The 23,418-nt window shown below is 36.3% G+C and carries 30 protein-coding genes and 2 pseudogenes; 5 read left to right on the top strand and 27 right to left on the bottom strand.

Translation table 11 applies throughout. The features are described 5' to 3' along the window. Positions 1-5: 5 nt before the first annotated feature. The 10 genes and pseudogenes from flgL to ACIQZG_RS04600 all read right to left on the bottom strand — a co-directional run bounded on the left by flgL (position 6) and on the right by ACIQZG_RS04600 (position 7,811). Positions 6-917: a flagellar hook-associated protein FlgL gene (flgL, locus tag ACIQZG_RS04645; protein ID WP_402754000.1), complete on the bottom strand. Its 912-nt coding sequence runs from the start codon at positions 915-917 to the stop codon at positions 6-8. A 56-nt stretch (positions 918-973) separates the two neighbouring features. Then, positions 974-2,551, bottom strand: coding sequence for a flagellar hook-associated protein FlgK (gene flgK, locus ACIQZG_RS04640; protein ID WP_402753999.1), 1,578 nt, complete (start codon positions 2,549-2,551; stop codon positions 974-976). A gap of 69 nt (positions 2,552-2,620) precedes the next feature. Continuing rightward, positions 2,621-3,121: a flagellar protein FlgN gene (locus tag ACIQZG_RS04635; protein ID WP_402753998.1), complete on the bottom strand. Its 501-nt coding sequence runs from the start codon at positions 3,119-3,121 to the stop codon at positions 2,621-2,623. Positions 3,122-3,148: 27 nt separating this feature from the next. Continuing rightward, the gene (gene flgM, locus ACIQZG_RS04630; protein ID WP_402753997.1) at positions 3,149-3,409 is read right to left on the bottom strand and encodes a flagellar biosynthesis anti-sigma factor FlgM; all 261 of its coding nucleotides are present in this window, start codon (positions 3,407-3,409) and stop codon (positions 3,149-3,151) included. A gap of 118 nt (positions 3,410-3,527) precedes the next feature. Then, a complete protein-coding gene (locus ACIQZG_RS04625) occupies positions 3,528-3,944 on the bottom strand; it encodes a TIGR03826 family flagellar region protein (protein WP_402753996.1) in 417 nt (138 codons plus the stop codon). A gap of 414 nt (positions 3,945-4,358) precedes the next feature. Then, complete coding sequence (locus ACIQZG_RS04620) at positions 4,359-4,949, bottom strand: ComF family protein (protein WP_402753995.1); 591 nt, start codon at positions 4,947-4,949, stop codon at positions 4,359-4,361. Then, positions 4,946-5,884, bottom strand: a pseudogene (locus ACIQZG_RS04615) (helicase-related protein); the annotation flags it as partial. The pseudogene ACIQZG_RS04615 and the gene ACIQZG_RS04620, both read right to left, overlap by 4 nt. A gap of 128 nt (positions 5,885-6,012) precedes the next feature. Beyond that, a pseudogene (locus ACIQZG_RS04610) lies at positions 6,013-6,498 on the bottom strand (hypothetical protein); the annotation flags it as partial. Between the two features lie 204 nt (positions 6,499-6,702). Then, complete coding sequence (locus ACIQZG_RS04605) at positions 6,703-7,551, bottom strand: helix-turn-helix transcriptional regulator (protein WP_402753994.1); 849 nt, start codon at positions 7,549-7,551, stop codon at positions 6,703-6,705. A gap of 77 nt (positions 7,552-7,628) precedes the next feature. Next, on the bottom strand, positions 7,629-7,811 hold the full coding sequence (locus ACIQZG_RS04600; protein WP_402753993.1) for a hypothetical protein: 183 nt from the start codon (positions 7,809-7,811) through the stop codon (positions 7,629-7,631). Between the two features lie 159 nt (positions 7,812-7,970). Between ACIQZG_RS04600 and ACIQZG_RS04595 the strand changes: the two genes are divergently transcribed. From ACIQZG_RS04595 to ACIQZG_RS04585, 3 genes are all read left to right on the top strand, one after another. Continuing rightward, on the top strand, positions 7,971-8,180 hold the full coding sequence (locus tag ACIQZG_RS04595; protein ID WP_402753992.1) for a helix-turn-helix domain-containing protein: 210 nt from the start codon (positions 7,971-7,973) through the stop codon (positions 8,178-8,180). Positions 8,181-8,182: 2 nt separating this feature from the next. Then, positions 8,183-8,350, top strand: a complete 168-nt coding sequence (locus ACIQZG_RS04590) for a hypothetical protein (protein ID WP_402753991.1) — start codon at positions 8,183-8,185, stop codon at positions 8,348-8,350. A gap of 87 nt (positions 8,351-8,437) precedes the next feature. Next, the gene (locus tag ACIQZG_RS04585) at positions 8,438-8,977 is read left to right on the top strand and encodes a hypothetical protein (protein WP_402753990.1); all 540 of its coding nucleotides are present in this window, start codon (positions 8,438-8,440) and stop codon (positions 8,975-8,977) included. A gap of 57 nt (positions 8,978-9,034) precedes the next feature. Here the strand turns inward: ACIQZG_RS04585 and ACIQZG_RS04580 are convergent, their stop codons facing one another. Both ACIQZG_RS04580 and ACIQZG_RS04575 read right to left on the bottom strand, forming a co-directional pair. After that, positions 9,035-9,391: a YhjD family protein gene (locus ACIQZG_RS04580; protein WP_402753989.1), complete on the bottom strand. Its 357-nt coding sequence runs from the start codon at positions 9,389-9,391 to the stop codon at positions 9,035-9,037. Beyond that, positions 9,388-9,609 (bottom strand): transcriptional regulator, encoded by a 222-nt coding sequence (locus tag ACIQZG_RS04575; RefSeq protein WP_402753988.1) that lies wholly within the window; start codon positions 9,607-9,609, stop codon positions 9,388-9,390. Before ACIQZG_RS04575 ends, ACIQZG_RS04580 begins: the two co-directional genes overlap by 4 nt. 164 nt (positions 9,610-9,773) lie before the next feature. Here ACIQZG_RS04575 and ACIQZG_RS04570 point away from each other — a divergent pair, with 164 nt between their 5' ends. Both ACIQZG_RS04570 and ACIQZG_RS04565 read left to right on the top strand, forming a co-directional pair. Beyond that, positions 9,774-10,019, top strand: a complete 246-nt coding sequence (locus tag ACIQZG_RS04570) for a hypothetical protein (RefSeq protein WP_402753987.1) — start codon at positions 9,774-9,776, stop codon at positions 10,017-10,019. A 143-nt stretch (positions 10,020-10,162) separates the two neighbouring features. Further along, positions 10,163-11,206, top strand: coding sequence for an Ig-like domain-containing protein (locus ACIQZG_RS04565; protein ID WP_402753986.1), 1,044 nt, complete (start codon positions 10,163-10,165; stop codon positions 11,204-11,206). A 247-nt stretch (positions 11,207-11,453) separates the two neighbouring features. Here ACIQZG_RS04565 and ACIQZG_RS04560 read toward each other — a convergent pair whose 3' ends face one another. The 15 genes from ACIQZG_RS04560 to ACIQZG_RS04490 all read right to left on the bottom strand — a co-directional run bounded on the left by ACIQZG_RS04560 (position 11,454) and on the right by ACIQZG_RS04490 (position 23,392). Next, positions 11,454-12,122: a M15 family metallopeptidase gene (locus ACIQZG_RS04560; protein WP_402753985.1), complete on the bottom strand. Its 669-nt coding sequence runs from the start codon at positions 12,120-12,122 to the stop codon at positions 11,454-11,456. After that, positions 12,119-12,541 (bottom strand): phage holin family protein, encoded by a 423-nt coding sequence (locus ACIQZG_RS04555; protein WP_402753984.1) that lies wholly within the window; start codon positions 12,539-12,541, stop codon positions 12,119-12,121. The genes ACIQZG_RS04560 and ACIQZG_RS04555 overlap by 4 nt, the downstream gene beginning before the upstream one ends. 79 nt (positions 12,542-12,620) lie before the next feature. Then, the gene (locus ACIQZG_RS04550) at positions 12,621-13,682 is read right to left on the bottom strand and encodes a phage tail protein (protein ID WP_402753983.1); all 1,062 of its coding nucleotides are present in this window, start codon (positions 13,680-13,682) and stop codon (positions 12,621-12,623) included. Between the two features lie 32 nt (positions 13,683-13,714). After that, positions 13,715-13,852, bottom strand: a complete 138-nt coding sequence (locus tag ACIQZG_RS04545; protein ID WP_402753982.1) for an XkdX family protein — start codon at positions 13,850-13,852, stop codon at positions 13,715-13,717. Further along, positions 13,852-14,274 (bottom strand): hypothetical protein, encoded by a 423-nt coding sequence (locus ACIQZG_RS04540; RefSeq protein ID WP_402753981.1) that lies wholly within the window; start codon positions 14,272-14,274, stop codon positions 13,852-13,854. Before ACIQZG_RS04540 ends, ACIQZG_RS04545 begins: the two co-directional genes overlap by 1 nt. Then, a complete protein-coding gene (locus ACIQZG_RS04535) occupies positions 14,271-15,866 on the bottom strand; it encodes a hypothetical protein (RefSeq protein ID WP_402753980.1) in 1,596 nt (531 codons plus the stop codon). The genes ACIQZG_RS04540 and ACIQZG_RS04535 overlap by 4 nt, the downstream gene beginning before the upstream one ends. 12 nt (positions 15,867-15,878) lie before the next feature. Beyond that, a complete protein-coding gene (locus ACIQZG_RS04530; protein WP_402753979.1) occupies positions 15,879-16,679 on the bottom strand; it encodes a distal tail protein Dit in 801 nt (266 codons plus the stop codon). A gap of 5 nt (positions 16,680-16,684) precedes the next feature. Continuing rightward, positions 16,685-20,524, bottom strand: a complete 3,840-nt coding sequence (locus tag ACIQZG_RS04525) for a hypothetical protein (protein ID WP_402753978.1) — start codon at positions 20,522-20,524, stop codon at positions 16,685-16,687. A gap of 330 nt (positions 20,525-20,854) precedes the next feature. Beyond that, the gene (locus tag ACIQZG_RS04520) at positions 20,855-21,193 is read right to left on the bottom strand and encodes a hypothetical protein (RefSeq protein WP_402753977.1); all 339 of its coding nucleotides are present in this window, start codon (positions 21,191-21,193) and stop codon (positions 20,855-20,857) included. Positions 21,194-21,237: 44 nt separating this feature from the next. Continuing rightward, complete coding sequence (locus ACIQZG_RS04515) at positions 21,238-21,855, bottom strand: major tail protein (RefSeq protein WP_402753976.1); 618 nt, start codon at positions 21,853-21,855, stop codon at positions 21,238-21,240. A 12-nt stretch (positions 21,856-21,867) separates the two neighbouring features. Then, entirely contained in the window at positions 21,868-22,188 is a 321-nt protein-coding gene (locus ACIQZG_RS04510) for a hypothetical protein (RefSeq protein ID WP_402753975.1), read from the bottom strand. Then, positions 22,188-22,541, bottom strand: coding sequence for an HK97 gp10 family phage protein (locus ACIQZG_RS04505; protein WP_402753974.1), 354 nt, complete (start codon positions 22,539-22,541; stop codon positions 22,188-22,190). The genes ACIQZG_RS04510 and ACIQZG_RS04505 overlap by 1 nt, the downstream gene beginning before the upstream one ends. Position 22,542: 1 nt before the next feature. Further along, positions 22,543-22,908: a phage head closure protein gene (locus ACIQZG_RS04500; RefSeq protein ID WP_402753973.1), complete on the bottom strand. Its 366-nt coding sequence runs from the start codon at positions 22,906-22,908 to the stop codon at positions 22,543-22,545. Then, positions 22,895-23,203 (bottom strand): hypothetical protein, encoded by a 309-nt coding sequence (locus ACIQZG_RS04495; RefSeq protein ID WP_402753972.1) that lies wholly within the window; start codon positions 23,201-23,203, stop codon positions 22,895-22,897. The genes ACIQZG_RS04500 and ACIQZG_RS04495 overlap by 14 nt, the downstream gene beginning before the upstream one ends. 9 nt (positions 23,204-23,212) lie before the next feature. Beyond that, positions 23,213-23,392, bottom strand: a complete 180-nt coding sequence (locus ACIQZG_RS04490; protein ID WP_402753971.1) for a termination factor Rho — start codon at positions 23,390-23,392, stop codon at positions 23,213-23,215. Positions 23,393-23,418: the final 26 nt, after the last annotated feature.

The raw sequence follows: 23,418 nt of genomic DNA, 5'->3' as shown, positions 1-23,418 counted from the left end.
GTTTATTAGCGAATAAAGTCTACTAATGTTTGTTGAATAATTTTAGCACCTACTGAAAGTCCAGCTTGATGAATAGATTGATTGGTAATCATTTCAGTAATCGTTTGTGCATAATCAACATCTTCATTATCAGAGATTTGTTTGTTAACACTTACAAATTGAATCGCCAAACGATTTTCCATCGTTTCAACGCGGTTTTGGCGTGCACCAATGTCCGCTAATTTTTCAAGTACTTTTTCTGTCGCCGCGTCTAGTCCTGGAATTGTCGCACCTCCGGCACCGCTAAACGTAGCACCTAACGCGCTTGATATTTCTTCGCTGGTAGCACCGCCATTCAACAACCCTGATACTTGCGTCATAAAATCATCAATCATTTTAAATACTTCTGTTCCATCCGTATTTACAGTCAATTGAATACCAGATGAGATTTCTATTTTCACTTCTTCACCATTCACGTTTGCTGCATTCAGGGCGCCATTGGAGAATAATGGATTATCTGTCTTGGTACCACTGAAAATATAATCACCAGCAACTTGCGTGTTACCAATATCCTGAAGTTGCTGTTTGATTTGTTCGATTTCCGTATTGATCTTCTTACGTTCATCCGCTGTGTTTGTATCATTTGCGGCTTGAATGATTAATTCTTTTACTCGAGTAAGCGCAGAGCTTACTTGATCTAATGATTCATTTGACGTATCTAACCACGTATTGACTGTATTCATATTGCGTGTGTATTGCTCTACTCGACCTAAATCCCGACGATAGCCCATACCTTTTACCGCGATAACCGGATCATCTGAAGGTCGATTAATTTTAGTGCCTGATGCCAGTTGGTTTTGTAAATCTGACATTCTGCCATAACTATTATTTAAATTACGTAGCATATTGCCTGAAAGCATTGATTGTGTAACGCGCATGATTGAGCCCCTTTCGAGAATAACCTAATTATTTTATAAATTTAAATCGTAATGATTTATAGTCCTACTCGACCCATTCCATTAATAATTTTGTCCAATGTTTCATCAACAACTGTTATCATACGTGCATTGGCGTTATACGCTTGTTGGAATGTAATCATATTTGTCATTTCTTCGTCCAGAGACACAGAACTTACCGAAGCACGACTTTCTGCAATCGATAAATGTAAATCACCAGAAGTTTTAAATAAGTTAGCAGCCTCCTGGCCATCCACTGCCAATTTACCTGTAATCGCCTGATAAAATGACTGTACTGTCGCATTATCTAAACCCACTAATTTATTAAATTGCATATTAGCAAGTGTAATTGCGTGCTTACCATTACCCTCTTCCGATTGACCAGTAGATACTGCAAGTAAGTTGGCATTTGTTTTGAAATCAGCCACTACATCAATGCCAGCAGCACCTGCACCTTCTATAAAAAAGTTAGTACCCTTCTGCGATGGAGTTTTTGTAGTTCCATCAGTATTTTTCTCTTCTAACGTCCAACCTTGTTGATGTATCTCATTAAAAGCTCGTGCAAACTCATTGGCTAATTGGTCAAGTTTTGCCAAGGTCTCAGGATAATATCCCTGTGTCTGCCCACCAGCATTTTGGTATCCAAATGTATTAATAAGTGATAATAATTTACCTTTTGATGGCTCCATACCCGCTTGGTCCACCAGTACAGTTGTAAGTAAATTACCTGCATCATGTTCTTCTAATGTTTTTATTCCAGTCGTTTCTAACTGAGCAAATACATTTGTTGTACTATCGCCATTGACAGGGTTACCATTCACGCCAGTTGCTTTTAATTGCGCAAAATCCTTTCCATCTACTAGCTTTTCACCATTAAATGTTATCGTCAAACTACCTTCTGCAACACTTGATGCAAGACCACCAGAAGGAACACGCTGAACTGTTACAGGTATATATTCATTCAGTTTATCGATTAAAACATCTCGTGCATCATATAAGTCATTTGGCACATATCCACTTGGTTCTACTTCTTGCACCTGTTTGTTGATTGCAGCAATTTGTTTCAACAATGAATTAATTTGTTTTGTCGATACATCAATCTCATTACCCAAGTTACCTTGAATTGTTGTTAATTGTTTATTCATATATCTGAATGATTCTGCTAAATGTTCTGCCCGACTAATTGCTACTCTTCTAGAAGCTAAATCTGCAGGTTTATCACTTACATCTTGAATAGATTGCCAAAAATCATTAAAAGCTTGATTTAGCCCATACTCAGATGGCTCATTCATGACATCTTCCATTTGATAAATAGCTTTTGTACGAGATTCATAGTAGCCAAGTTTATTCGTTTCTTGACGGAATTGACGGTCAACAAATTCATCACGAATACGCTGAATCGAACCCGTTTCCACCCCTGTACCAAGATGACCTGGATATGTAGGTGAATTCAAACCAGGGTAAGGGAAACCTTGTGTTGCTTGCATATTCACGCGTTGACGAGAGAAGCCAAGCGTATTGGCATTCGAAATATTGTGTCCCGTTGTATATAGAGCTGTTTGCTGTGTGAATAAACCACGTTTACTTGTTTCTAAACCCATAAATGTAGAACGCATGTGAATTTCCTCCTTTTAGTTGGTCAAGACAAAAAATAAGCAAGCATAGGTTTTGCGCAGGTGCAAAACCTATGCTTGTGAGTCAAAGTATGTTTTTTTTGCGATTGTGTTTGTGCCTCGAACTTCATTGCCTGAGTAATTGATTTGGCTAGGCTGAGGACGTAACATATCGAGTGTGAGATTGACGAATTGTAATGATTGGAAAATAAGTTTTTGATTGAGATCGTTTTGCTTGCGTAAATCGTCAATGATTAGCAATAAACGTTTACGTACTTTTTCTAATTTATCCTTATCAATATCGTTATCAGCAACTTGGATGACATCGGCGACAGTTACTTTGTCAGTAGGGGCAAATCCTTTTGCTCCAAGGTATTCCGTTACCTGCAACTGACGCTGTTGCTCGAGCTTATCAATCGCTGCTACGTGCGCCTGCTCGTCCTTGAGCATTTGGTCGAGTGCTTCTGTATTGTTTGTTTTAATGAGCTCTGTTTTTTTAAAAGAAAGCTCAAGTAAGCTTTTATGCATTCTTTCTAATTTTTCTAGTGTGGCATAGATAGTTTCTACAGACATACTGTCGGCACCCTTTCTGTCGTTCAATTAGAAACGATAATATTTCAGCATATCTTCTGCGACTTTGCGTGCATTTACTTTGTATTCACCAGAATCAATCTCTGACTTTAGCTGTTGGACGCGTTCTGTACGTTCTGAACTATACGTAGTTACGCCTTGCATATTTTGTGCCGCTTTTGAAATTTCGATTTTGTCGGCAAATGAAGATTTATTGTTTGCTGATTTCACATTACGCACTTGATTTTTGTAAGCATTCACAGCATTGACACCATAATTTGAAATTTTCATTGAAACTCTCCCTCCCGTCTAAAAGCTTATCTATCTATTATTTCGGATTATACTTAGCAATGTTAAGTTTTTCAAAATAAAAAGTGCGCTAATCCATTTCAATTAGCACACTTGGCTATTAAGTGTTTTTACGTTCTGAATGATATGTGGCACGATCACGTTGCTGAACGCTGTCACGGAATTCCTTTGCGGCATCAAACGTACGAAGTTCCTTTTTTAATTCATCCTGACATTTAGAACACAGTTTGCCCTTTGTCGTTAGATGACCACAGTTATCACAAGGGTATCCCAAATTTGGAAACATCGCCGGCTGAAGACGACCTTTACGTACCCATCTATATAATAATTCTTCCTCAGCTCCTGTTGCTTCTACAATACGCTCAACGGTCGCTGCTCTATTTTCACGCTTACGCAAAAAGCGATAGACGATTTGATATAGATCTTCTTCTGATTGTGCGCATTTGTGACATACTTCTCTCATTCCTATATAGTTAAAAAACTCATTACATTTTGGACAATTACGAACTTCCGCCATTTCAATTGCCTCCCTTTTCATTATTAAACATACAAAAACGACGAACATTTTCAACCTCGCCTTAACTCATTTTTCAAAATTGATATACTACATTTTTTAAAATAAGTGACAAAATCAAGAAAAGACTTGGCATTACTGATAAATCTCACAAAATAACTCTTATTTATTAATAAGTTGTATATCAATTATGAGAGTTGGGCTTTTCAACGTTTTAAAAATATCCGAAAATAATTTCACTTCATGCATTAAACGCAAGATTAGATTTTAGTGTTTGACTATAACTATTAAACTACTAATTTCATCGTTCATCACCATAGCAATACACTGAATAAATACATCGGGTGCTAATATCTCTTAATGAATACACCTTAACCGTATTCTCTCGTACATATTATACATGATGCGTTTATAAATTCACCCACTAATTAACGTGAAAATTCGAATATTTTTCGCGCCCGCTTCTTCCAAAACTGTTCTTGCATGCTGTAATGTCGTACCTGTTGTTTTTATATCGTCAAATAGCAAGTATTCTTTATATTCTACTGAAGCGTCACTAAGTAGTTTAAAAAGAGGTGCTGTTTGTAGACGTTCTTCCTTCGTTTTCGAACTTTGTCTTTCTATCGTTGTTTTTTCTAATAATTGCGTATAGGGAATCTGTGCTGCTTTCAATAATTCATCCATATGAGCAAAGGTGCGTTCTTTTTGTTTTTCAATATGCATGGGGATGGGGATAATTGTCGCTTTTTCGTGTTTAAATATTGTGTGAAGCTCCTGTCGAAATACTTTCGCGAGTGCCACATCTTGGAGAAATTTATATTGGTGAAGGAAATCTTTCATGGCGTCATTATAACGATAAAGAGAGGTCTTTGAGGCGCTGCGTTCAAACTCTGCTAAACATTTTTCACAACTACTTGGTGGGAATTGCTTCGTTAAAAGTGTTTTCCATGAAGATACCATTTGTAACGGTCTTGCACATAATAAACACTGTGTTTCATTTTTATTCATGTCGAAAACCCCTCCTTATTACTGCGTAAAATCGTTGCTCTAGCCTCATCCATTTCTACGGTAATACCATGATGAAAAAATACAACATCTCCATCTGCATACGCTTGATTTCGACCTACTCTCCCAGCTATTTGAATAAGGGCGCTAGCAGTGAAAATAGAAGATTCTGCTCCTACCACTGATACTTGAACATTTTTAATCGTAATACCTCTTTCTAAAATCGTCGTCGTTAGTAACCCTGGAATTTCTTCATTTCGAAGCTTGAGCACTTTTTCTTTTCGTTCTGGGTCCTCTGCATGCACGGCTAAAATTTCTGGATGAATGGCTTGAAAAAGTGGTGTGACAATTTCCATCATTGCTACTTTCGGCAGAAAAATTAGAAACGGTTCTTTCCGAGTGAGCCGTTCTTCTGTCCAACGTTGAAGCTTTATAGGGATCTTTCCTTTATTCAAGCTATTTTCATAACGCCATAACGAACTGTAACGTGGCACCGGTAATGGATGATTGTGATAACGTTTGGGAATAAAGGAATAACCACTCTTTTTATGTTGATGGAGAAGCTTTTGTGAAGGTGTTGCGGTTACATAAATAATAGGGGTATCTGGCTTCTTTGCTTTCTGCACAGCTATTTGAAGTGTTTTATCGAAGGTGTAAGGAAAAGCATCTGCCTCATCGACGATAATCAAATCAAAAGCATGTTGGAATCGATACAATTGATGGGTCGTCGCCATGACAAGCTGCGCGTAGCCTTCTTGTTTAGGGGCTTCACCATATAGTGCATGGATATTTGTTGTCGGAAAAACTACCTGAAAACGCGGATATAATTCCAGCACAACGTCTGTTCTTGGCGTCGCAATACATACGCGTAATCCTTTCATCAATGCATAATGAACCGATTGAAAAAGGATTTCAGTTTTCCCAGCCCCACAAAGAGCCAATTATGAAAACGGATATAATAAAGACTGCCTGTAACTAGTGGTCTTTCTTCTATTATATAAGTGCATACTACATTTACTTAAAGACATACAATAAGACCACCCATCACAGAGTGGTCTTATTTTTATTAATTAGTCTGCCCTACAGCTACAATTTTGCAAGTTGAAATTGCAAATCTAAAGATTGTATCAGGATCCATACCTATTAGTAGAGTACCTAACACTATGCCAAGACCTGTTTGTTCCACGTTAAAATTTGTTGCAGTAGAACCATTACTTACCAAAAGATTCACTGTAGAACCGATAAGTGTAGTTAGCAATTGTCTAATTGGTCGTTCACGACAATCACATTCACACCCAGAATTAACAGGTGGCAACAAGTTAATAGTAGGTCCTGGTGGTAAAAATCCTACCCCTATAACATCAGAAATATTTACCACATAGGTTGTCACTCCATCTGTAACAGTAACTAAAAAATCATTTACTTCAACAATTGTGAATAAAAAAACGAGTGGCTGGGTATTTGGTGGGTCTGCAATAGTGGCAATAAGTACAGTTTGCCCAACAAGTTGTTGTAAGACGGACTGAAGTGGAGAAACACAACAGTCGCATAAACTCAAACAAGGGGCGCTTGGAGGAGGGCATATAGTTTTAACCGACGGACAACATTCATTAATCACTCTAAATATTTTTCTTTTTTTAGAAATGTTTTCACCCCATCAATTCTTATTCTTATAAAATATGTTTTTAAGCAATATAAAATTGGATTAAACCCTAATATGCCAAATCTTTAACGCTGGTGCACATTGCACTATCGATTACGGACGACTATCACGTTGTTCTAGCCAATTATAGAAAGGCACTGGACGTTCTCTATGCGCTTTGTCCTCCACAGATGATGAATTAATCGACTTCTTATCCAAACGCTCCGTAGCCTTATTAAAAGCTCCTACAAATACCGCACGTAATGTACTTGTTACTGTCAATGTGCCATCCACAATATCAGTAGCAATTTTAAATAGTACATTCTTGGCTTTAACAAAGTCCTCTACAGATTTTACTTGTGCAGCTAATACAACTTTGTGTAATTCGTCTTTTAGTTGGTCCGTCAAAGGCAATGAATGCATGAAATCAAATAGCATTTGTTGATACTCATTCATGTACTCTCTTTTCTTTTCAGCTTGCAAAGCTAGTTCATTACCAAGACTCATAATATTACTTGCTTGTTTAGAACTTAAAAGATTAAAAGAGTTAAAAGATAGGTTTTCAGATTGTGGAGGGCAAGCCGCGTCGTTACTAGCTTTATCGACTGTCTCTCGATGTTTCATTTCCGATGTGTCACTGTAAGGTAAAATCATATAAATGCTTGCTCCTTTGATTCCGTTAAGCTTTGTTTGTTTTACTTTCTCGATAATGTTTAACTCAACAAGCTTCTTGATCGCACGCATGACTGTACTACGAGAAGTGCCAGTTGCTTCAGCAATAGTTTCAGCTTTTAGATGTGAAGCTCCCGGATACATTAATGAACGTTGCGAAAGTGCGATAACGATGGAACGTTCTGATTCAGTTAAATTAAAATAATGTGTTGCTATATGGTCCTCCACATTCTTATCCATATCAGCTACGCTATTAAATGTTGTGTATTGAGCTAAGTATTCGAATGCCATCGTTATCACCTCACTTTCTTTTTAGAGTTTTAAAAACTCAATCAAGAGCACCAGCTACGATGCTCCCTGTTCAGTCTTTAAAACGCTTTATATTCTCGCATGTCCATTACTTGTTTCACCGAAAAGATAAATTGTTTCTCCTGGTCGTCACATCGACCAAAGTATTTACCGCAAAGCAAATCGAAAATAATCGCCTTTTGTTCGACACCCAAATCATTCTGCAACATTAACGCTAATTGTTTTTTCTCCTCAAAGCTCATTTCAATTCCTCCTTTTCGCAATTCCGTTATAACGATATTGCGTAATATTTAATCAAAGTATAATTCCGTAATTACGGAATGTCAACAATTAACTTTACGAAATAACGGAATTAATTTATAATCGAAATAACAGATAAAAATCGAAAGTAGGTGAAATGCGTGGATCTACACATAAAATTAAAAGAGATTTTAACGGAGAGAAATATTACTCAAAAGCAATTAGTAGAGATGACTGGTTTACGCCCTGCAGCAATTAGTGAATTAGTAAATAACCAGCGTACAAGCATAACAAAAATGCACATCACAAAAATCTGTGAAGCACTCGATATTAAACGCATTGAGGACATATTAGAGCTTGTGGAGGACTAACTATGCTGAGAAAACTGATTAGTAAAAAGAAGCGTCAATTAAAGAAACAAGCGAAGAAAGAGTTATATGAAGCGATTGGCGTTAAACCTATAAAGTTTAAGAAACCTAAACCATTAATTAAGAAACCACGTAAACCTTCATTAAAACGGACAATTAAAAAACTATTTTAAGCAGATAACAATTAATGTTGTCTGTTTTTTTATTGTGTACATTTCCATACTTAACCATTAAAATAGTTGGTGAAAGGTGGAAGAAAAATGTCAGAAACAAATAACGAAAAACCAAAGAATAAAGGTTGTTGGAACACTATTTTTAAAATAGGTGCACCAATCGTAATCGTAGGTTGGATATTAAACGCAGTATTTGGAGAAGATGAAGAAGTTAAACCTAAAGATGCGGACAAAAAAGAAGAAGTGGTTGCAGAAGTAAAACAAGAAACACCGATAGAAGAAGCTGTATCATCAGTTGTTAAAAAAGGCTTTGAGGTAAGGGATAACGATGGTGTTATTATCATAGACATAACAGATAAAAAACTACACTCAGGTTCTAAACGTTCGATGAATGATAAATCTTTAGATATTTATGCAAACTTATCAAAGATAGACGGTATAAAAACAGCAACTATAACGTGGTACACAAAGTTGACTGACCAATACGGGAATGAAGGTACTGGAGAAGTATTGAAGATAATTATAGATAGAGAAATATTTGATAAAGTGAATTGGTCTAATCGTAATAAGTTAGATTTAGAAAAAATAGCACCTATTTATCAGCAGCATCAATCTTTGAACGATTAATTTAATTCATTAAAATACCAACTTAGCTAATTTAGCTTTGTTGCCTTTTACTCTAAGTCACTCACTGAGTGGCTTTTTATTTTGGTGACTAATTAATAATTTTTCAACCTGTGTTTTCAATGCCATATTAGCATATGTCAGTACTAGGTCTTCGCCAGCTGTGGCAACGGTTAAATCACTAAAGTATTCATCTTTCTTTTCCCACTTCACAACTCTAATTTTATCTTTAGCCAATAAACGCTTTGAATTGTAGTAATCATTAGTGATTGTCTTTAGCAAATTATCGAGCATCGGTAAATACACCTTACTCATTTTTAAGTTTTCTATCACTTTATAATCGCGTTGTAAGGACTGTACAGCCATATCAAGTATTACAAAGCGATGTAATAAATTACGTTGTTCAGAGCTTATCACACAACCTCACGCTCTTTGTGTAGGACTGGAAGCACCGCTAATACGTTATCAATAATAAAAGTACGTTTAGCGTGTTTTACGAAACAAAATGATTGAAATGAATCACCGACCATTTTGATTATCTTAATACGACGCTTTGTCACTTCACCGCTCTTAGATACATACATCATATCGACTAACTGATTATGTTGCATTGCTTTTATTAGTTGCTCTTTCATCTTTCTACACTCCCTCTTAAAATACGAACATTAGTTTGTATTTATTTTAGAACAAATGTTTGTATTTTGACAAGTAGTAAATAAAAAAATGTATGTACTTGCCAACTATTTCCTAATAAAATATGAATAAGGGAAAGAGTCAAAAATAATAGAAAGGAGATAATATGAAGAAAAAAATACACAAACAAATCTTTTATCGCGCGCCACTAGGTCAAGAAATAATACAAATCGATGGAGATTATTTTGTATTGGATGGTTGGAACGAAGAAGTGTATTTGCTTTCTTATCGAAGTAACTACTTTGGAGCAAGACTTGATGAAGATAATTATGTGATTAAACCGATATACGAGGCAGATGAATTCGGAAACATCGACATAGATATTCCTGATGGTTTCGAAATTGAGAAATAATTTTAGTCGCTCAGTTGAGCGGCTTTTTTATTATCAAAAATAGAAGATTTTTATCATGGTAAATAAAATAATATATGGTTAAAGTTGTAATTATGGGTCATTTAAAGAATTGACCTTAGACAATTTTTAAGGAGGATACATAAGTGATTAATTTGTTTAAAAAAGGTTTTATTTATTTAGCATTAATAATGCTAACGCTAGTAAGTTTTAACGTTGAAGATGCACAAGCTGCAGAAGCTGTAGATTATGAAGAAGGGGTAAGTAACTTTAATAATACTCCTGAAAACAGTGCTACAATTGGAAATAAGTTATTAAAACCTGAAATTGGTTGGAAGAGATATGATGATTCAAACTCAGTAATTACAAAGAATAAAATGTTTCATCAATCTCAACCAAATAAAGCATATAAAAATGGTCAATCGCAAGGAAATTCTGTAGGAACCCATTTTAAGTTTGAATTTATTGGAACGAAATTTCGTATAATAGATCAATTGAATACAAACCGTGATAAAAATACAAAAGTTACCATCGATGGAGAGATCGTAGAATATTATTCGTCATATAGACCTGACTCCTGGGAATGGCAAACTTTAGTATATGAGAAAAAGGGTTTAACAAATACGAAACATACTGTTTTAATAGAGAAATCCGATGATAGTTCTTATTTAGCTTTTGATGCAATTGACGTCGATGGTAAATTATTTGTTCCGGGCGAAGTCCCTGATGTTCAATCCATCACATTAGACAGAAATACATTAGAACTGCTAGAAGGTAGCCAAGATAAATTAACTGCTACAACTTCTCCTGAAACTGCAAATGTAATCTGGTCATCTAGCGATGAATCTATCGCTACAGTTGACCAAAATGGTAATGTAACAGCTATTCGTGAAGGCGAAGCAGTTATTACTGCTAAGATTGAAAACACAGATCTTGTAGCTACTGCTACAGTTATCGTTAAGAAACCAATTAACGAATCTTCGAGTGCTATTCTAAGTATTACCTTAGTGAATGGTATAACTAAAGAATATGATGTAACTAATACAATTTTAAACAGTTACTTAAATTGGTTTGAAAGTGCTCAAGGTACTTCGACATTCAAATTTACAAAGACAATTTCTCCTTATAAAAAAGTAACGGAATATATCGTACATGATAAGATTGCTTCATTTGAAGTAAGAGAATATTAAACGTAAAAAAGCCCAGGCTCAAAATTAATTGAGTACCTGGGCTTTGCTGTCGAGTTGTGGAATGGTGCATCTTAACCCTTTGTGCAGAAAGGAAAAGTTGCACCTAAATTATTATATCAATCCAAGCACATAGGAAGTATCCAACAAATGGTTTAAAAAGTAATATAAATATATCGACTTGGATAATATACATTTTTAACTAAAATTAACCAATTAATAAAAAAAACTTAATTATGCTTTCCTATTTCTACTTATTTCGTCGTTGTTGAATTGTAATATACAATCCTAATAAACGGTCTGTAGTCATCGTACGATTTTTCAAATCATTTAAATGCGCTTGTTGAATAACACCTTCTTTAACAGCTTGTGCTAAAAACGCTTCTGCCTCTGTAAACATTGCTGGTGATCCTGGATTCCAATTTGGATTTTCCACTTTAACTTCCTCCTTCGGTTTGTCTTCCACAATTAACTGAACTTGCATCTTACTATTACTTGGTACAACTACTTTTCCTAGTACATAGCCCTTTGGCATTTTCCAAGACGCTTTAACCTCAAAGTGTGGACGGTCAATAGCGTTTGTCCATGTTCCGCCCCACTCAATACCTAACTTTTTCGCAATAGCCCCTACTCGATTAAGTGTAGTCACATCATATAAAGATTGTGGAGGACCAACCGCGATATCCCATGCTAGACGTGATTTGTGGTTACTGCTTAATGTCCATGTAACGATTTGACCAGGGCGTGTTCTACCTTGTGCATATAAGTAGTTTTGGCGTTCTTGTGAGCGATATGTTTCTGTGATGAAGATATTGTGAATACCAGCCTTGTAACACTCCTGAAAAAGTAATCTACAGGCTTGCTGTGCTGCAGGTGTTAGCTCTGATAAATCACGACACGTTGTTGTTACACTAGTCATTTACCTTCACCATCCTTCGATTTATCGTCATTATCCATTTGCAACTGAGTGAATGCACTCGCTAAAAACTTCGGTACACGAATGCCTAACTTACCTAAGTTTTCAATCATACTGATACCTTCCATTCCGATTAAAAAGAGAATCATAGCATTCCGCATGAAATTACCGCTCTCTGTCGCTGTATCTAATTGCACTGCAGCAATAACCATTAATCCCATTGCTGTCTTTTTGATTAAGCCTTTAAACATCTTTTTACTTTCGGTTTTCTTAAAGACTAAACTCACCATGAAGCCAAGAGTATAGTCGATTACCATGAATATAACTAATGCTTTAATCAAATGGTCAACACCCCCAACGAGGTACCCTAACCACGCCATTGAGCCACCCACAAGTGATGTATATAATGTGTCCGTCTTCATTTGACACCTTCCTTTTCTGCATAATAAAAGCCCTCCACAGATGATTGTGGAAGGCTTAAAAACTTATTGTATTTTTCATTTAAGACAACGCGCCTTTATACGGCACACCTAGTACCATAAGAGATTCCATTTCATTTATCATATTGGTTTGATGCTTGTTTAGGTCCGATAACATTTGTTTTTTGCTTTGCTCTATATATTTCATTGTATCAACAAATAAATCACTAGCGTTTTTAGGTACGCTATTCCCGATAACTACTTTATACGGAACGATTTCACCGTTTCTAAACGTTTTGTAAATAGTCATTATCTTTGTGCTTAATTCGATATCTAAAGGCTCGTATATCAGCCATACACGTTCACCCAACGATTTATTAACCAATTCTATAGTATCTAACTCTAATGAAATTTGTGGTTCTGAAACGATAGAATTTTTAAGGATATGTTGCAATTCGCCAACACTCGTTATCTTTTCATCAACAATAGGAGTAGCTTCTCTTATACCAAATTGAGTTGCTGTAGGAGCCGTATATGAAGTGGTAATCCCATTTGCTCCTGTACCTCTTATAAATGTTTTTAAATTAGTGGTATCTACATGCTTTGATAACGATTTTACATTGTATCCATACCTATAAAAGGAATCGTTATAACTTCCAGATAATTTATACGTTATCACAATGTTTTTATTCGGCTTTATTTCATACCATGCGCCGATATGCTCGCATAATCGATTCAATAAAGACACTACATTATCATCTCCAAAATCCTGTATAAAAAAAGATGCTGTAATTTCGGTAGTGTAACTCCAACTTGTATTTCCTAAAGTGAAGTCTAAAAACTCACTCAATGGAGCCAATGTCTTATCAAATATAACATTCCGCCTAGTGTCTACTAAATCAAAGAATGTAGATACAGCTTGCATCTCTTTATGTGTACGATATTCAGTAATTTGTTTAATTCTAAACTCTAAATCATCAGCATGTATAATCGATTCTTCTACAAGAAGCTTATGACCTGGATTATTTTCCACATTCAAAGAAATAAGCGATAGTGTTAAACTACCGCTTGTGTCTTTTACTATATCTAAATTATTAAATTGAATAAGTGGTTCAACTTCCGAACCTTTAGATACATAAATCATTCATTCTCTCCTTTCTTTTACATCTTATTAAGTTACGCATAAACCACGTTAGTAATATCTTTATATTGCTCTGCAGTAATACGCCCTTTAGCAACTTGTCCTGATAAATATTCGTTGTCGATACGTTGTTCATCATACATTCGTTTTAAAAAGTTAAATAAAGCTGACATTATAGCTCCTCCAATAAAGTAATAATCGTATCTTCCAACTCAACAATACGTTCCTGATTAGTTTTCGGAGTTGGAGCATCGATAACACGATAACCACCATCAACAGTATATTCTACTTCCATTTGTTCAAATGTTGCACCTTCTGGTAATGGGTTTGTCACCTGATTTTCTATGATTGATTCAGGTATTTCGACATCCACTTCCGGAAGAACTAACTCATCAGGTCCTTCATACCCTTCTTTCTGCTTCTCTTTTTCGAAATCCATTAATTTACGGTCTCGTTCTGATTCTAAAAAATTTATCAATTGATGAGCTTCTCTGATTTCCTCTTCATTTAATACTACTTGCGTGTAACCATAATCCCAATCTCCAATATTGATAACTTTACCGTCTTGAATAACAACTGTTTTAGTTTCAATCATTTCGCAATCCACCCCGTATTCCCTGTTCCAGATTCTTTAACATAAAGCGTTGTATTTGCTCCACCATTTGATCTTAAATACAATGACCCTACAGGAGCAACAGTACCACCTTCAGGAGCACCAGAACCAGAAAGTATCCTAACTCCATTATATAATGTTAAATTTCCGATATTATCTACAGTAAATTTTTTAGTAAGATTTTCATCCATGACATAAAATCCACCTACATCTGCACCTAGTACTGTTTTACCTCGGCTGCCATCACCTGCAAGTCGTTCTAAAGCTAGATGAGCAGTTCCTGCAAGAGTTCCAACGTGTAAAGTATTTGATGCTCTCGTTACAGCGCCTACACCTAAAGTATCTCGAATTCTGTTAAATCCACCATTGATGAATAGACCAAACGCGCTAGCTATATCACTAGCCATAGGAGCACCTTGGATATAAAGAGTAGCTGCATCTGTAATATTACTGCCACTTCCTAAAATTTGAGGAGTTCGTAAATAAGTTCCGGCTACTAATTGATGAGTGTCAGAAATAGCTCTAGTGATTTCAGGACTGATAATCATACCTGCAATAGTAGAGTGCGTAGCATTAGCGATTAGCGTAGTATCTAATTCAAGTCCTCGCAATGTACTTTCCAATGATGTTGGACTATTTGTAATGACCACAACGTCATCTGCATCTTTTTTTATGGCCTTATTCTCATATTCAGTCAAGTGTTGTGAAACTGTATCGCTTAAATCCTTAATGTTTTGTTTTGTATTTGCTAGAGTTTCATCTAGCCATTGATCCTCATTGAAATCATATACAATACCGGTATTAGTTTGAGGATGCATTGCTCGTCCTGTCGTATCATTTTCTTTCAAATTGTCTACGTAATTTATAGGATTAACAGGTGCGGAAGTTGGGCTACTTGTTTTAATTCGCGCTAATCCAACTCCAACATAATCAGTTGGTTCGACATCGAATATTTCGATATGCTTTTGATTAGTTTCGTTAGTGATATGTTGAGATAAAGCTTGCGTGTTTCCTGTGTCGATATTTACGTTTCCGTCAGTATTCGGAAATTCTCCATTAACAGATGCTACAGCACCAGTTCCATCCACACCTCTCATAGCCAGGCATGTCCAATCTAAACCTTCTACAGGTTTCACCGCAACATTAGTGCGTAGAGCTTGCCAAGTTGATCCGTTATCAGTAACTACATTGTTTTTAATGTATTTATTTGTTAGGTTCCATTTTGTAGCAGTTCCCCAACCTTCAATACTTTCAGCTGCCTTATTAGCACGTAAAGTGGTGTTTTCTGATAGAGCAATCTGATCTTTTACATCAGCTATAGCTTTAAGCGCATCGTTCGTAGCTTTATAAGATTCGATAGTGGCTTCATTAGCATTTTCAGATGCAATGTTAGCTTTATTAATCGCATCTTGAACCCGCTTAGTTAAATCTAGAAAATCATTTTCGTTTGGTAATGTATTGATTGTTAATTGAAGGTTGTTTAAACCTCGAATAATAGAATCCCAGTTCTGATTAATCCTTACTCGTTGTTCTCGATTTATCGGATTTTCTGTGGTGTGTAATGTTATAGTCATTAGTTATCCTCCTTATAGATATAAAAATTTAAAATCAAATATTATTGAATCTACTCGTCCGCCAGTCACAATGAAATTGTTATCTCCTGGGACCAAAGTGAGTAGTCTTTTGTTAGTCATAAAGAATCTAGATTCGCCGTTGTAAAAAGTCCTTACGCCGTCCAATATAAGCATATCGTCATCATCGATAGGTCCGCTGTAATGATAAACATCACCTGTCGTCTTGTTGGTTATAGTCACTCCAGAAGCGAAAATCCCTTCAATTTCAATCATGCAATACACTTGCCTTGGATCTATAGTTACATTCCCTAGGTTTTTTACAGTAAATTCATTAGTCGTGAATGCATAACGCAAATCGTCATCCCATGTAATTTCGCCGTTCCAAGCCCATCTATTCAAGTCCCACTCTTTATGAGTACGTGTAGTAGATATAGATTCCGCATATAAATCTTCACAGATGAATTCAACGTCAAATTGTTCCATGTATTGTGCTGGCGTTACCAAAAAGTTTCCGTTCAAACGTACTTTATATCTTTTATATGACTCATTTTTGAAGATGATATAGAAGAATTTATCTCGAGTGAATAAAGCGTTAATTTCATCTCGCAACAAATAATAATCCTGTATATCATAAGATTCATACAAAAACCGCACTGTAATAATGCGGCTTTCATATCTTGTATCTGAAATTATGCTACCAATACCGCCATCCACAGGATTTAGCTGGTGTGACATAGTGATTGACGGTATGAAGTGATAAAGTCGTTTCAAACTATATTTTGATATATCCGTTTTTCTTCCGTCTTTGTTCATAATTATCATGCCATCGTCAATCCTCTCACTCTTCCTTTTATGGCTGCTTGGTTATAAGTCATATTGTTAACTGTATTGAAAGTAGCTTCTGCTATTAATTTGCCATCTAAATAAATAGGTGCTGATTGCACTTGAACATCCACATTGTTTGATATCGATGCACTACGACTTAACGCATTGCCAGAACTTCTTGTGGAAGACAAACTATTTCTAACACTACTCATTGTGCTAGATAGTGCACCACCGATACTACCAAATGCAGATGTAGTAGATGATGCATTTCCAGTTTCGGCATCTACACCTAACACTGAGGACATGGTATTCTTGATCGATTCAGCAATCTGTTTAGCTTTTTCATTTAATGCACCTTCTGTGGATGACAGACCGTTTAATAATGCGTTACCTGCATCTACACCCACTTGTTGAAGTGTTTTCAACTCGTTATCGGTAGATTTAGTAATACTTCTGATACTTTTATTCCAAGAGTCTTGTAATATCTCAAGTTCATCATCAGCGGTACGTTTCATGGCTTTGATATTCTTTTCAACATCTTTTTTAGAACCTGCCAATTGACTCTCTGCTTGCTCTCTAGCAAGTCTGAATTTATCTTCGTACAAAGTAACGAAGTTTTGTAACTCTGCATCTGAGAGGGAGTTTAAAGCTTTTACTTCACCAAGTCCTTTAACTCCCATTTCCTCAAGTTCTTTGATTAAATCATCATTGTCGATTCGAGAATATAAACCTTCCATCGTGGCACGCCATTGAATCATCGCATCTACTTGGGATTGTTGAGCAGCAATCATATCTTGTCCCGAAATTTCGGTTTCTTTAAAGATAGATGTTAATCCACCCATAGAACTAACTAACTTCTTGGTAATAGCATCTAGCTCTTTATAGTATTGATCCCACAATTTAGCAGATTCTTTAGTAAAATCCTCTGTAATTTTGTTCATTTCTTTAGTGAACTTATCGTTTGTGGACAGCACTTCTTTGTTTACAGCTTCGACAGCTTTTTTATAGTTTTGTTGCGATTTGATACGTTCTTTAGAACCTTCCTCAAAGTATTCAGAAGCAGTTTTCCAAATTGCGATTTCCTCAAGTACACCCATTTGATTTAATGAGTTTCGTTCGCTAATAAAGTTAGTTATCTCATCTAATTCAGCTTTACGTTGCGCGCCAGTAAGTTTATTGGCGTCCACAGTTGCTTTCTTTTGGATCTCGAGAATCTTTTTAGCAGAATCTTCTTCGATTTTTGCAATCTTTTTAGCGTTATCACTAGCTGACTTTTGATTCTTTTTGCTACTAGATTCTTTAATTTTTGCAATATCAGCAGCAGCTTTTTCTTCGATGTCTTTTATCTTCTGATTAGATTCTTCCATGATTTTACGTTCTTCTTGAGCGTAATGGTCAGCAACATCAATAAGGCTGTTTCCGATATCATCCATTGTTTTTAGAACGCCACTTTGTTGGTCTTGCATTCCAAGGTTCATACCTAAAATAACGTCATTACCAATTGCTCTAAATACGCGTGATGGTGAGTGCCTGTCGAATACTCTGTTAGCAGCTCCAATTATGTCTTTACCTATTTTTTCGATGGCCTTCACAGGTTTTAATGCAAAATCTACAAAACCTTTAACTAGACCGTCGATAACATCTTTACCAATCTTGACAAAGTCATCAATCTTGAATACGTCCTTGATTTTAGAAACAATTTCATCAAATTTCTTTTTAACTGTATCTACCGCATCAGAAACAAATTTCTTCACTTCTGTACCAAACTTTTTAAAGACTCCTACTACTTTACCTAAAATCCATAATTGAACTAGATTAAAGATAAACTCAACCGCACCATCCCAAATTTGTTTTATTCCTTCCCACATTTTAGAGAAGTCTCCACTTAACAGTCCGGAAAAAGCTTTCACAAGACCCATTATGATGTCTAGAGCTCCTGAAATTATGCCTTTGATGTTATCCCAAGCATCAGTTATAATTCCTACGATGATGGGAAGAACCACTTCAAACACGGCTTTAATAGCATTCCACACAGTTTCTATCGTTTCTTGTAGTTGAGCGCCGTTTTCGTCCCAATATTCTTTCAGGGCTGATAGTTCATCTTTTACAAATCCAACAACTTCATCAATTATTGGTATGACAAATTCTTTGATAGAATCAAAAGTTTCTTGAACTGCTGTAGCAAATTCATTTGTAGATTCTCCACCGTCTAGTAAGGCTGAAACCATATCAGCAACTTTACCTGCAAATTCAGCCATAACTAAAAGTGTTGGTTCTAATGCTGTTTTCACATCATTGATAGCTTGGTTAATACGATTCAATGGGTCCGAATCCATTGCTTGAATAGATTCGGAGAACGATAACATATTATCTTCATTAGTTGAAAGGTGTTCGTTCATATTGATAAGAGTATCAGTTATTTTAGTTCCGTTTTCTTCCCATAACGTTCCGAATACCTTTACTCCAACTTCGTTTTGTTTAGTCTTATCATCTATTTCTTGAATAGCATAAGCAACAGCTTGCATTGCATCTGTGCCTTCATAACCACCTTCAGCTACAGCTTGACCCCACACTTGCATTTGTTCAGCGGAGATATTAGTACCCTTTAGAACGTCTTTCATCGACTGGTCTACTTCAGCGCCAAACTCAGCCATAACGATACGACCTTCTTTAATACCATCTAGCAGAATATCGATATTCCAAGTACCAGTCTCCACGCCAGCGGCCATAATAGCTTGTATTTCTTGAGCTGTGTATCCTGCTTCTATTAACTGATTTCCGTATTCAGCAATGATATCTAGTTGTTCTGGCGGAAATCCTATTTTCAATAAAGCTTGAGTCATACCTAAAGCTTCTTGTTGTGAAATTCCGAACGTCTTAGCCATCTCATGCGATTCTTGAATTAATTCATTAAAGTCAATTTCTTTATACGCAAACGCAATAGATGAAGCGCCCTTAATAATCTCTTGATTGGTAGACACGGAAGCATCTCGATTGAGAGACATTTGACGCCTAACACCTTCGTATGCTAATTCTTCATCGCCTAGTGCAGCGGAAACTTCACGTATAGATTCTTTAACAACTGCAGTATCCTCTTCATTTAAACTCAAAGACATTTCGATTTGTGTGTCCAAACGAGACATGTCTAATCCTTCTTTAATAGCAACTCCTAAAGTAGCCATAGCACCTACACCTACCGCGGCGACTCCTTTAAGCTTCCCACCTAGACCTTCAATCTCATCTCCTGCGTCTTCGGCTACACTTCCCAGGTTTCGCAAATCATTGGCTACATCATCAAAAGAAGCGCCGTCGTCAATATGACGAATTGCTTGTTGTAAATCTTGTAAACTAGCACTGCTACCTATAGCTTGCTGACCAACCAATCGAATAGCTCTATTAATCTGGTCTGCAGAAGCTGTACCGTTCTGTATAGCGCTAGTTAGCCTTGAACCTAGTAAATCCACATAATCATTTAGCTCTGTTCCTGTAGCACCTAACAGAGTATTAAAATCACGTGTGGACTGAATCAATCTTTCTTGGTTAGCTTGAGACGATGTAACTTCATTCGATAAGCTGTTTAATTGTGCCTCAGTATTGGATAATTCCCTTTGAAATGCTCTGTACTGATCTGCACCGATATCACCATTCGCAAATTGTTGTTCCACTTGCGCTTGCGCTTGACGTAAAACACCTAATCGTTCGCTAGTAACGGAAATTGTTTGAGATAGAATTTGTTGACGCTGTGCCATTAAGTCCACATTTGTCGGATCTAATCGTAATGCTTGATCTACTTCTTTTAATTCTTTCTGCAAGTCTTTTGCTTGGTCGTCCACACTTCTCAATGCGTTTGTTAAACCGTCGGTATTACCATCAATTTCAATTGTGATGCCTCGGATACGTGAACTAGCTATAACAATCTCTCCTTTCTTGCAAAATAAAAAGGACTGGAAATTAATCCAATCCTCATTACATGGCCTTTAACGCCTGTATATCAGCTTTCGTAGCTTTTCTAACCTTTTTGTTCTCGGGAGTTTTTAAGTCCGCAAATGATTGTATGTGATCCAAAACCATGCCGATTGACATGAGTTGCAACTCAAACAAAGACAACCCGCTTTCTTTCGCAAAAAGAATATATTCTACAGTTGTTATAGGTTCCTCGTTATCTACTTTTTTCTTACTAGTTTGTCCTTTTTATTAGACATAAAATTCTTTTGTAGAAGTGGCATTAATTCTGCAACGACGTCAAAAATCGGAAACTCATCAAATGACGAGAGCCATTGTTTCATTGACCCGATTCCAGCATCACTTTGTTTTGCAGTGATATATGCCATACGATAGAACGCCATAGTATCCACATTGCCTATTCCCTTAATCGCTTTTTCGAACTTCAGGAAATCTCCCATAAAGTCATTATTAGTTTCTTCCATATATTTAACTGGAGTAAATCCATCCACTTTAAAACTCGTATTTCTTCCGCCAATCTTAATAACTTTTTCTGCCATTTAATGTGACCCCTTTTCATTTATTTGTTAGTTTTTTATTTAAATTACGGAGTAGGAGTTGGTACAGGTTCTTGTACAGATGTGAAGAAATTGGCGAAAACATCAGGATCTAAAGTTTTATTAGAAATAGCTTTGATAGCTTTATCAGAAGTACGTGGTTTAACAGTGATAGCCAACTCATTTGGAGAGATTTCAATCGTATCTCCTGTAGTATTAGCATTGTTGTTAGGGCGAGCTACGGTAACGTCATAGTACGCTAGGCGATCTTGTTCTTCGTCTCCCTCAATTTCATACAATAAAGCAATATCGTTACTTTTCGCGTCTGAGAATTCCGCTAACATACCGTTAACAATCCTTTCACCTAATACATCGATTTTGAATTGTTCAGGGATAAGAGCGATAGATAAAGTGCCCTCATAACCCGTGTTAGCATTTCGAGCGTAATAAATCCCGTTGTCTGCGTAAAAGTTATTAGCACCACCAGTAGGGCTAGTTGTTATCGATACAGCACCAGGAATACGTACAGGTTTGCCATAAGTGATAGAACCATCAGCGGCACGTGTTAAAACTGCATAGTGAACGTTATTCAAACCATATTGAACTCGGTTCGCAAACATTTGAATATCTAAAGGCATTAACATTTTCATTTCGTTTGATTTCATCCAAGAAACCTCCTAATTAATTAATGTGATTGAAAAAATGCATTGAAAAAGCCCTTCCGATTCGATGAAAATCGTAGGGCTTTGTCCGTATGGCAATTTATTTGTGTTTAAAAAGTCTTTTATTTTGCGTTCTGCTGTTAGATCTTTTGTCTTTGTGTAAAGCTCTATATCAATGTATACACCTTCGACAATTACTTCGTTGTCGGCGCTTACGTTGTCATAATCTGTATCAATGTAACAGATGAACGGCGGCTCCTGTTTAGAAATGAAATGTGAAAAGCGCGTCGGGTAAAGTTTATTTAACGCTTGCGCCAATTCAGGTAAAGTCATCATTAACTCAACCCCCTTCGTAATTCATCCTCGAAATCACGCACCATTTGTGTTTCAACAGGTTTGATATGCGGTTGTGCAGCAACACGTCCTCCATTTACTTTTGCATGCCCTTTTTCTAGCAAGTGAGTTAAACGGTAGTGTTTTTTATTGTGGACGACAAACTTCCCTCTAACTTTTTTATAAGTCCAACTTTCAGCGTATTCCCCTGTATCCTTTGGTGATTTTACTTTTAACTCTTCAACACCTTCTCGGGCTGTCTTTTCAGCAATTTGTTGAACCGTTTCATCAGTTTGATTTGCATAGAGGGCAAGTTGACGATTGATTTCAGCGGCTAATTGTCCAATACTCGCCATATCACACACGCCCCTCTACAAAAATAGTGACAGTTTCGTTCGTATCGTTGTCGTTGATTGCCTCTTTTACATCAAATACAACGCCTTTATGAACAACCTCGAACGATGTTTTTTCAGCATTGATAAATTCGTCTAGTTTAGATGAATACTTCACTACATATCGCTTTTGAACTTTTGTTGATTCTTGTCCGGCTGTAATTGATTCACCGTTTTTCGATGTTTTCACCATGGCCCAAAAATGGTCGTAATCTTCATATGTTTCGATTTCTTGTAGAAGTTCATCTGTTGTAATCGTTCGTTGACGTAAAAGAATTTTATGACGATACATGCCTGTTTGATTGTTGTAGTTGTAATTATTCTTTTTCACCGACATTGCCCTCCACAGATGATGAAGTAGAGAGCACCTTTGAAATTGCTAGTGTTGTAATTTGCGATAAAAAATTATCATTAAAATATTCAATCGCATCATTGTAAACGTAGCGACTACGCTCAAATACGAGTTCTTTGAATCTCTCGCTCGTATACAAGTCGTAGTCTCCGCATTTATCAATTAAATCTTCAACGGATGCTTTTAATATACGAGTTAAATTACTATCTTCATCATCACTTAACTTCATACGCTCTTTAAATTCAGCTAAAAGTTCTACTGTGATTTCATTCATTTAACTCACCTACTTCTCTTTTGGCGTTTCGTTTTTCTTAATGAAAATCTGACCATATGTGTTATTTGTGGACGACAATACTTTGATACGTGCAGTCGTTTGTTTTCTAGCGTCAGGTGCCGGGAAAACGTCACCCTCTCGATAAAAACGACCATCTTTATCCTTGAAATCTCGGACTACTTTATACATTGCTATCCCTCCTTAAAGCTGTAACC

The organism is Lysinibacillus sp. NPDC096418, assembly GCF_044762775.1.
In the GTDB taxonomy this organism is placed as follows: Bacteria; Bacillota; Bacilli; order Bacillales_A; family Planococcaceae; genus Lysinibacillus.
This window is presented reverse-complemented; position numbering and strand designations above follow the sequence as displayed.

Excerpts from the sequence above, each read along its gene's own strand:
- ACIQZG_RS04585 (WP_402753990.1), top strand. The coding sequence starts at position 8,438 with ATGTCAGAAACAAATAACGAAAAACCAAAGAATAAAGGTTGTTGGAAC.
- ACIQZG_RS04520 (WP_402753977.1), bottom strand. The coding sequence starts at position 21,193 with ATGGCAGAAAAAGTTATTAAGATTGGCGGAAGAAATACGAGTTTTAAA.
- ACIQZG_RS04495 (WP_402753972.1), bottom strand. The coding sequence starts at position 23,203 with ATGAATGAAATCACAGTAGAACTTTTAGCTGAATTTAAAGAGCGTATG.
- ACIQZG_RS04625 (WP_402753996.1), bottom strand. The coding sequence starts at position 3,944 with ATGGCGGAAGTTCGTAATTGTCCAAAATGTAATGAGTTTTTTAACTAT.
- ACIQZG_RS04515 (WP_402753976.1), bottom strand. The coding sequence starts at position 21,855 with ATGAAATCAAACGAAATGAAAATGTTAATGCCTTTAGATATTCAAATG.
- ACIQZG_RS04545 (WP_402753982.1), bottom strand. The coding sequence starts at position 13,852 with ATGTCAGCTTTATTTAACTTTTTAAAACGAATGTATGATGAACAACGT.
- flgK (WP_402753999.1), bottom strand. The coding sequence starts at position 2,551 with ATGCGTTCTACATTTATGGGTTTAGAAACAAGTAAACGTGGTTTATTC.
- ACIQZG_RS04605 (WP_402753994.1), bottom strand. The coding sequence starts at position 7,551 with ATGGCATTCGAATACTTAGCTCAATACACAACATTTAATAGCGTAGCT.
- flgL (WP_402754000.1), bottom strand. The coding sequence starts at position 917 with ATGCGCGTTACACAATCAATGCTTTCAGGCAATATGCTACGTAATTTA.
- ACIQZG_RS04505 (WP_402753974.1), bottom strand. The coding sequence starts at position 22,541 with ATGGCGAGTATTGGACAATTAGCCGCTGAAATCAATCGTCAACTTGCC.
- ACIQZG_RS04530 (WP_402753979.1), bottom strand. The coding sequence starts at position 16,679 with ATGAACAAAGACGGAAGAAAAACGGATATATCAAAATATAGTTTGAAA.
- ACIQZG_RS04540 (WP_402753981.1), bottom strand. The coding sequence starts at position 14,274 with ATGATTGAAACTAAAACAGTTGTTATTCAAGACGGTAAAGTTATCAAT.
- ACIQZG_RS04490 (WP_402753971.1), bottom strand. The coding sequence starts at position 23,392 with ATGTATAAAGTAGTCCGAGATTTCAAGGATAAAGATGGTCGTTTTTAT.
- ACIQZG_RS04555 (WP_402753984.1), bottom strand. The coding sequence starts at position 12,541 with ATGAAGACGGACACATTATATACATCACTTGTGGGTGGCTCAATGGCG.
- ACIQZG_RS04635 (WP_402753998.1), bottom strand. The coding sequence starts at position 3,121 with ATGTCTGTAGAAACTATCTATGCCACACTAGAAAAATTAGAAAGAATG.
- ACIQZG_RS04590 (WP_402753991.1), top strand. The coding sequence starts at position 8,183 with ATGCTGAGAAAACTGATTAGTAAAAAGAAGCGTCAATTAAAGAAACAA.
- ACIQZG_RS04575 (WP_402753988.1), bottom strand. The coding sequence starts at position 9,609 with ATGAAAGAGCAACTAATAAAAGCAATGCAACATAATCAGTTAGTCGAT.
- ACIQZG_RS04510 (WP_402753975.1), bottom strand. The coding sequence starts at position 22,188 with ATGATGACTTTACCTGAATTGGCGCAAGCGTTAAATAAACTTTACCCG.
- ACIQZG_RS04620 (WP_402753995.1), bottom strand. The coding sequence starts at position 4,949 with ATGAATAAAAATGAAACACAGTGTTTATTATGTGCAAGACCGTTACAA.
- ACIQZG_RS04535 (WP_402753980.1), bottom strand. The coding sequence starts at position 15,866 with ATGACTATAACATTACACACCACAGAAAATCCGATAAATCGAGAACAA.
- ACIQZG_RS04550 (WP_402753983.1), bottom strand. The coding sequence starts at position 13,682 with ATGATTTATGTATCTAAAGGTTCGGAAGTTGAACCACTTATTCAATTT.
- ACIQZG_RS04560 (WP_402753985.1), bottom strand. The coding sequence starts at position 12,122 with ATGACTAGTGTAACAACAACGTGTCGTGATTTATCAGAGCTAACACCT.
- ACIQZG_RS04600 (WP_402753993.1), bottom strand. The coding sequence starts at position 7,811 with ATGAGCTTTGAGGAGAAAAAACAATTAGCGTTAATGTTGCAGAATGAT.
- flgM (WP_402753997.1), bottom strand. The coding sequence starts at position 3,409 with ATGAAAATTTCAAATTATGGTGTCAATGCTGTGAATGCTTACAAAAAT.
- ACIQZG_RS04570 (WP_402753987.1), top strand. The coding sequence starts at position 9,774 with ATGAAGAAAAAAATACACAAACAAATCTTTTATCGCGCGCCACTAGGT.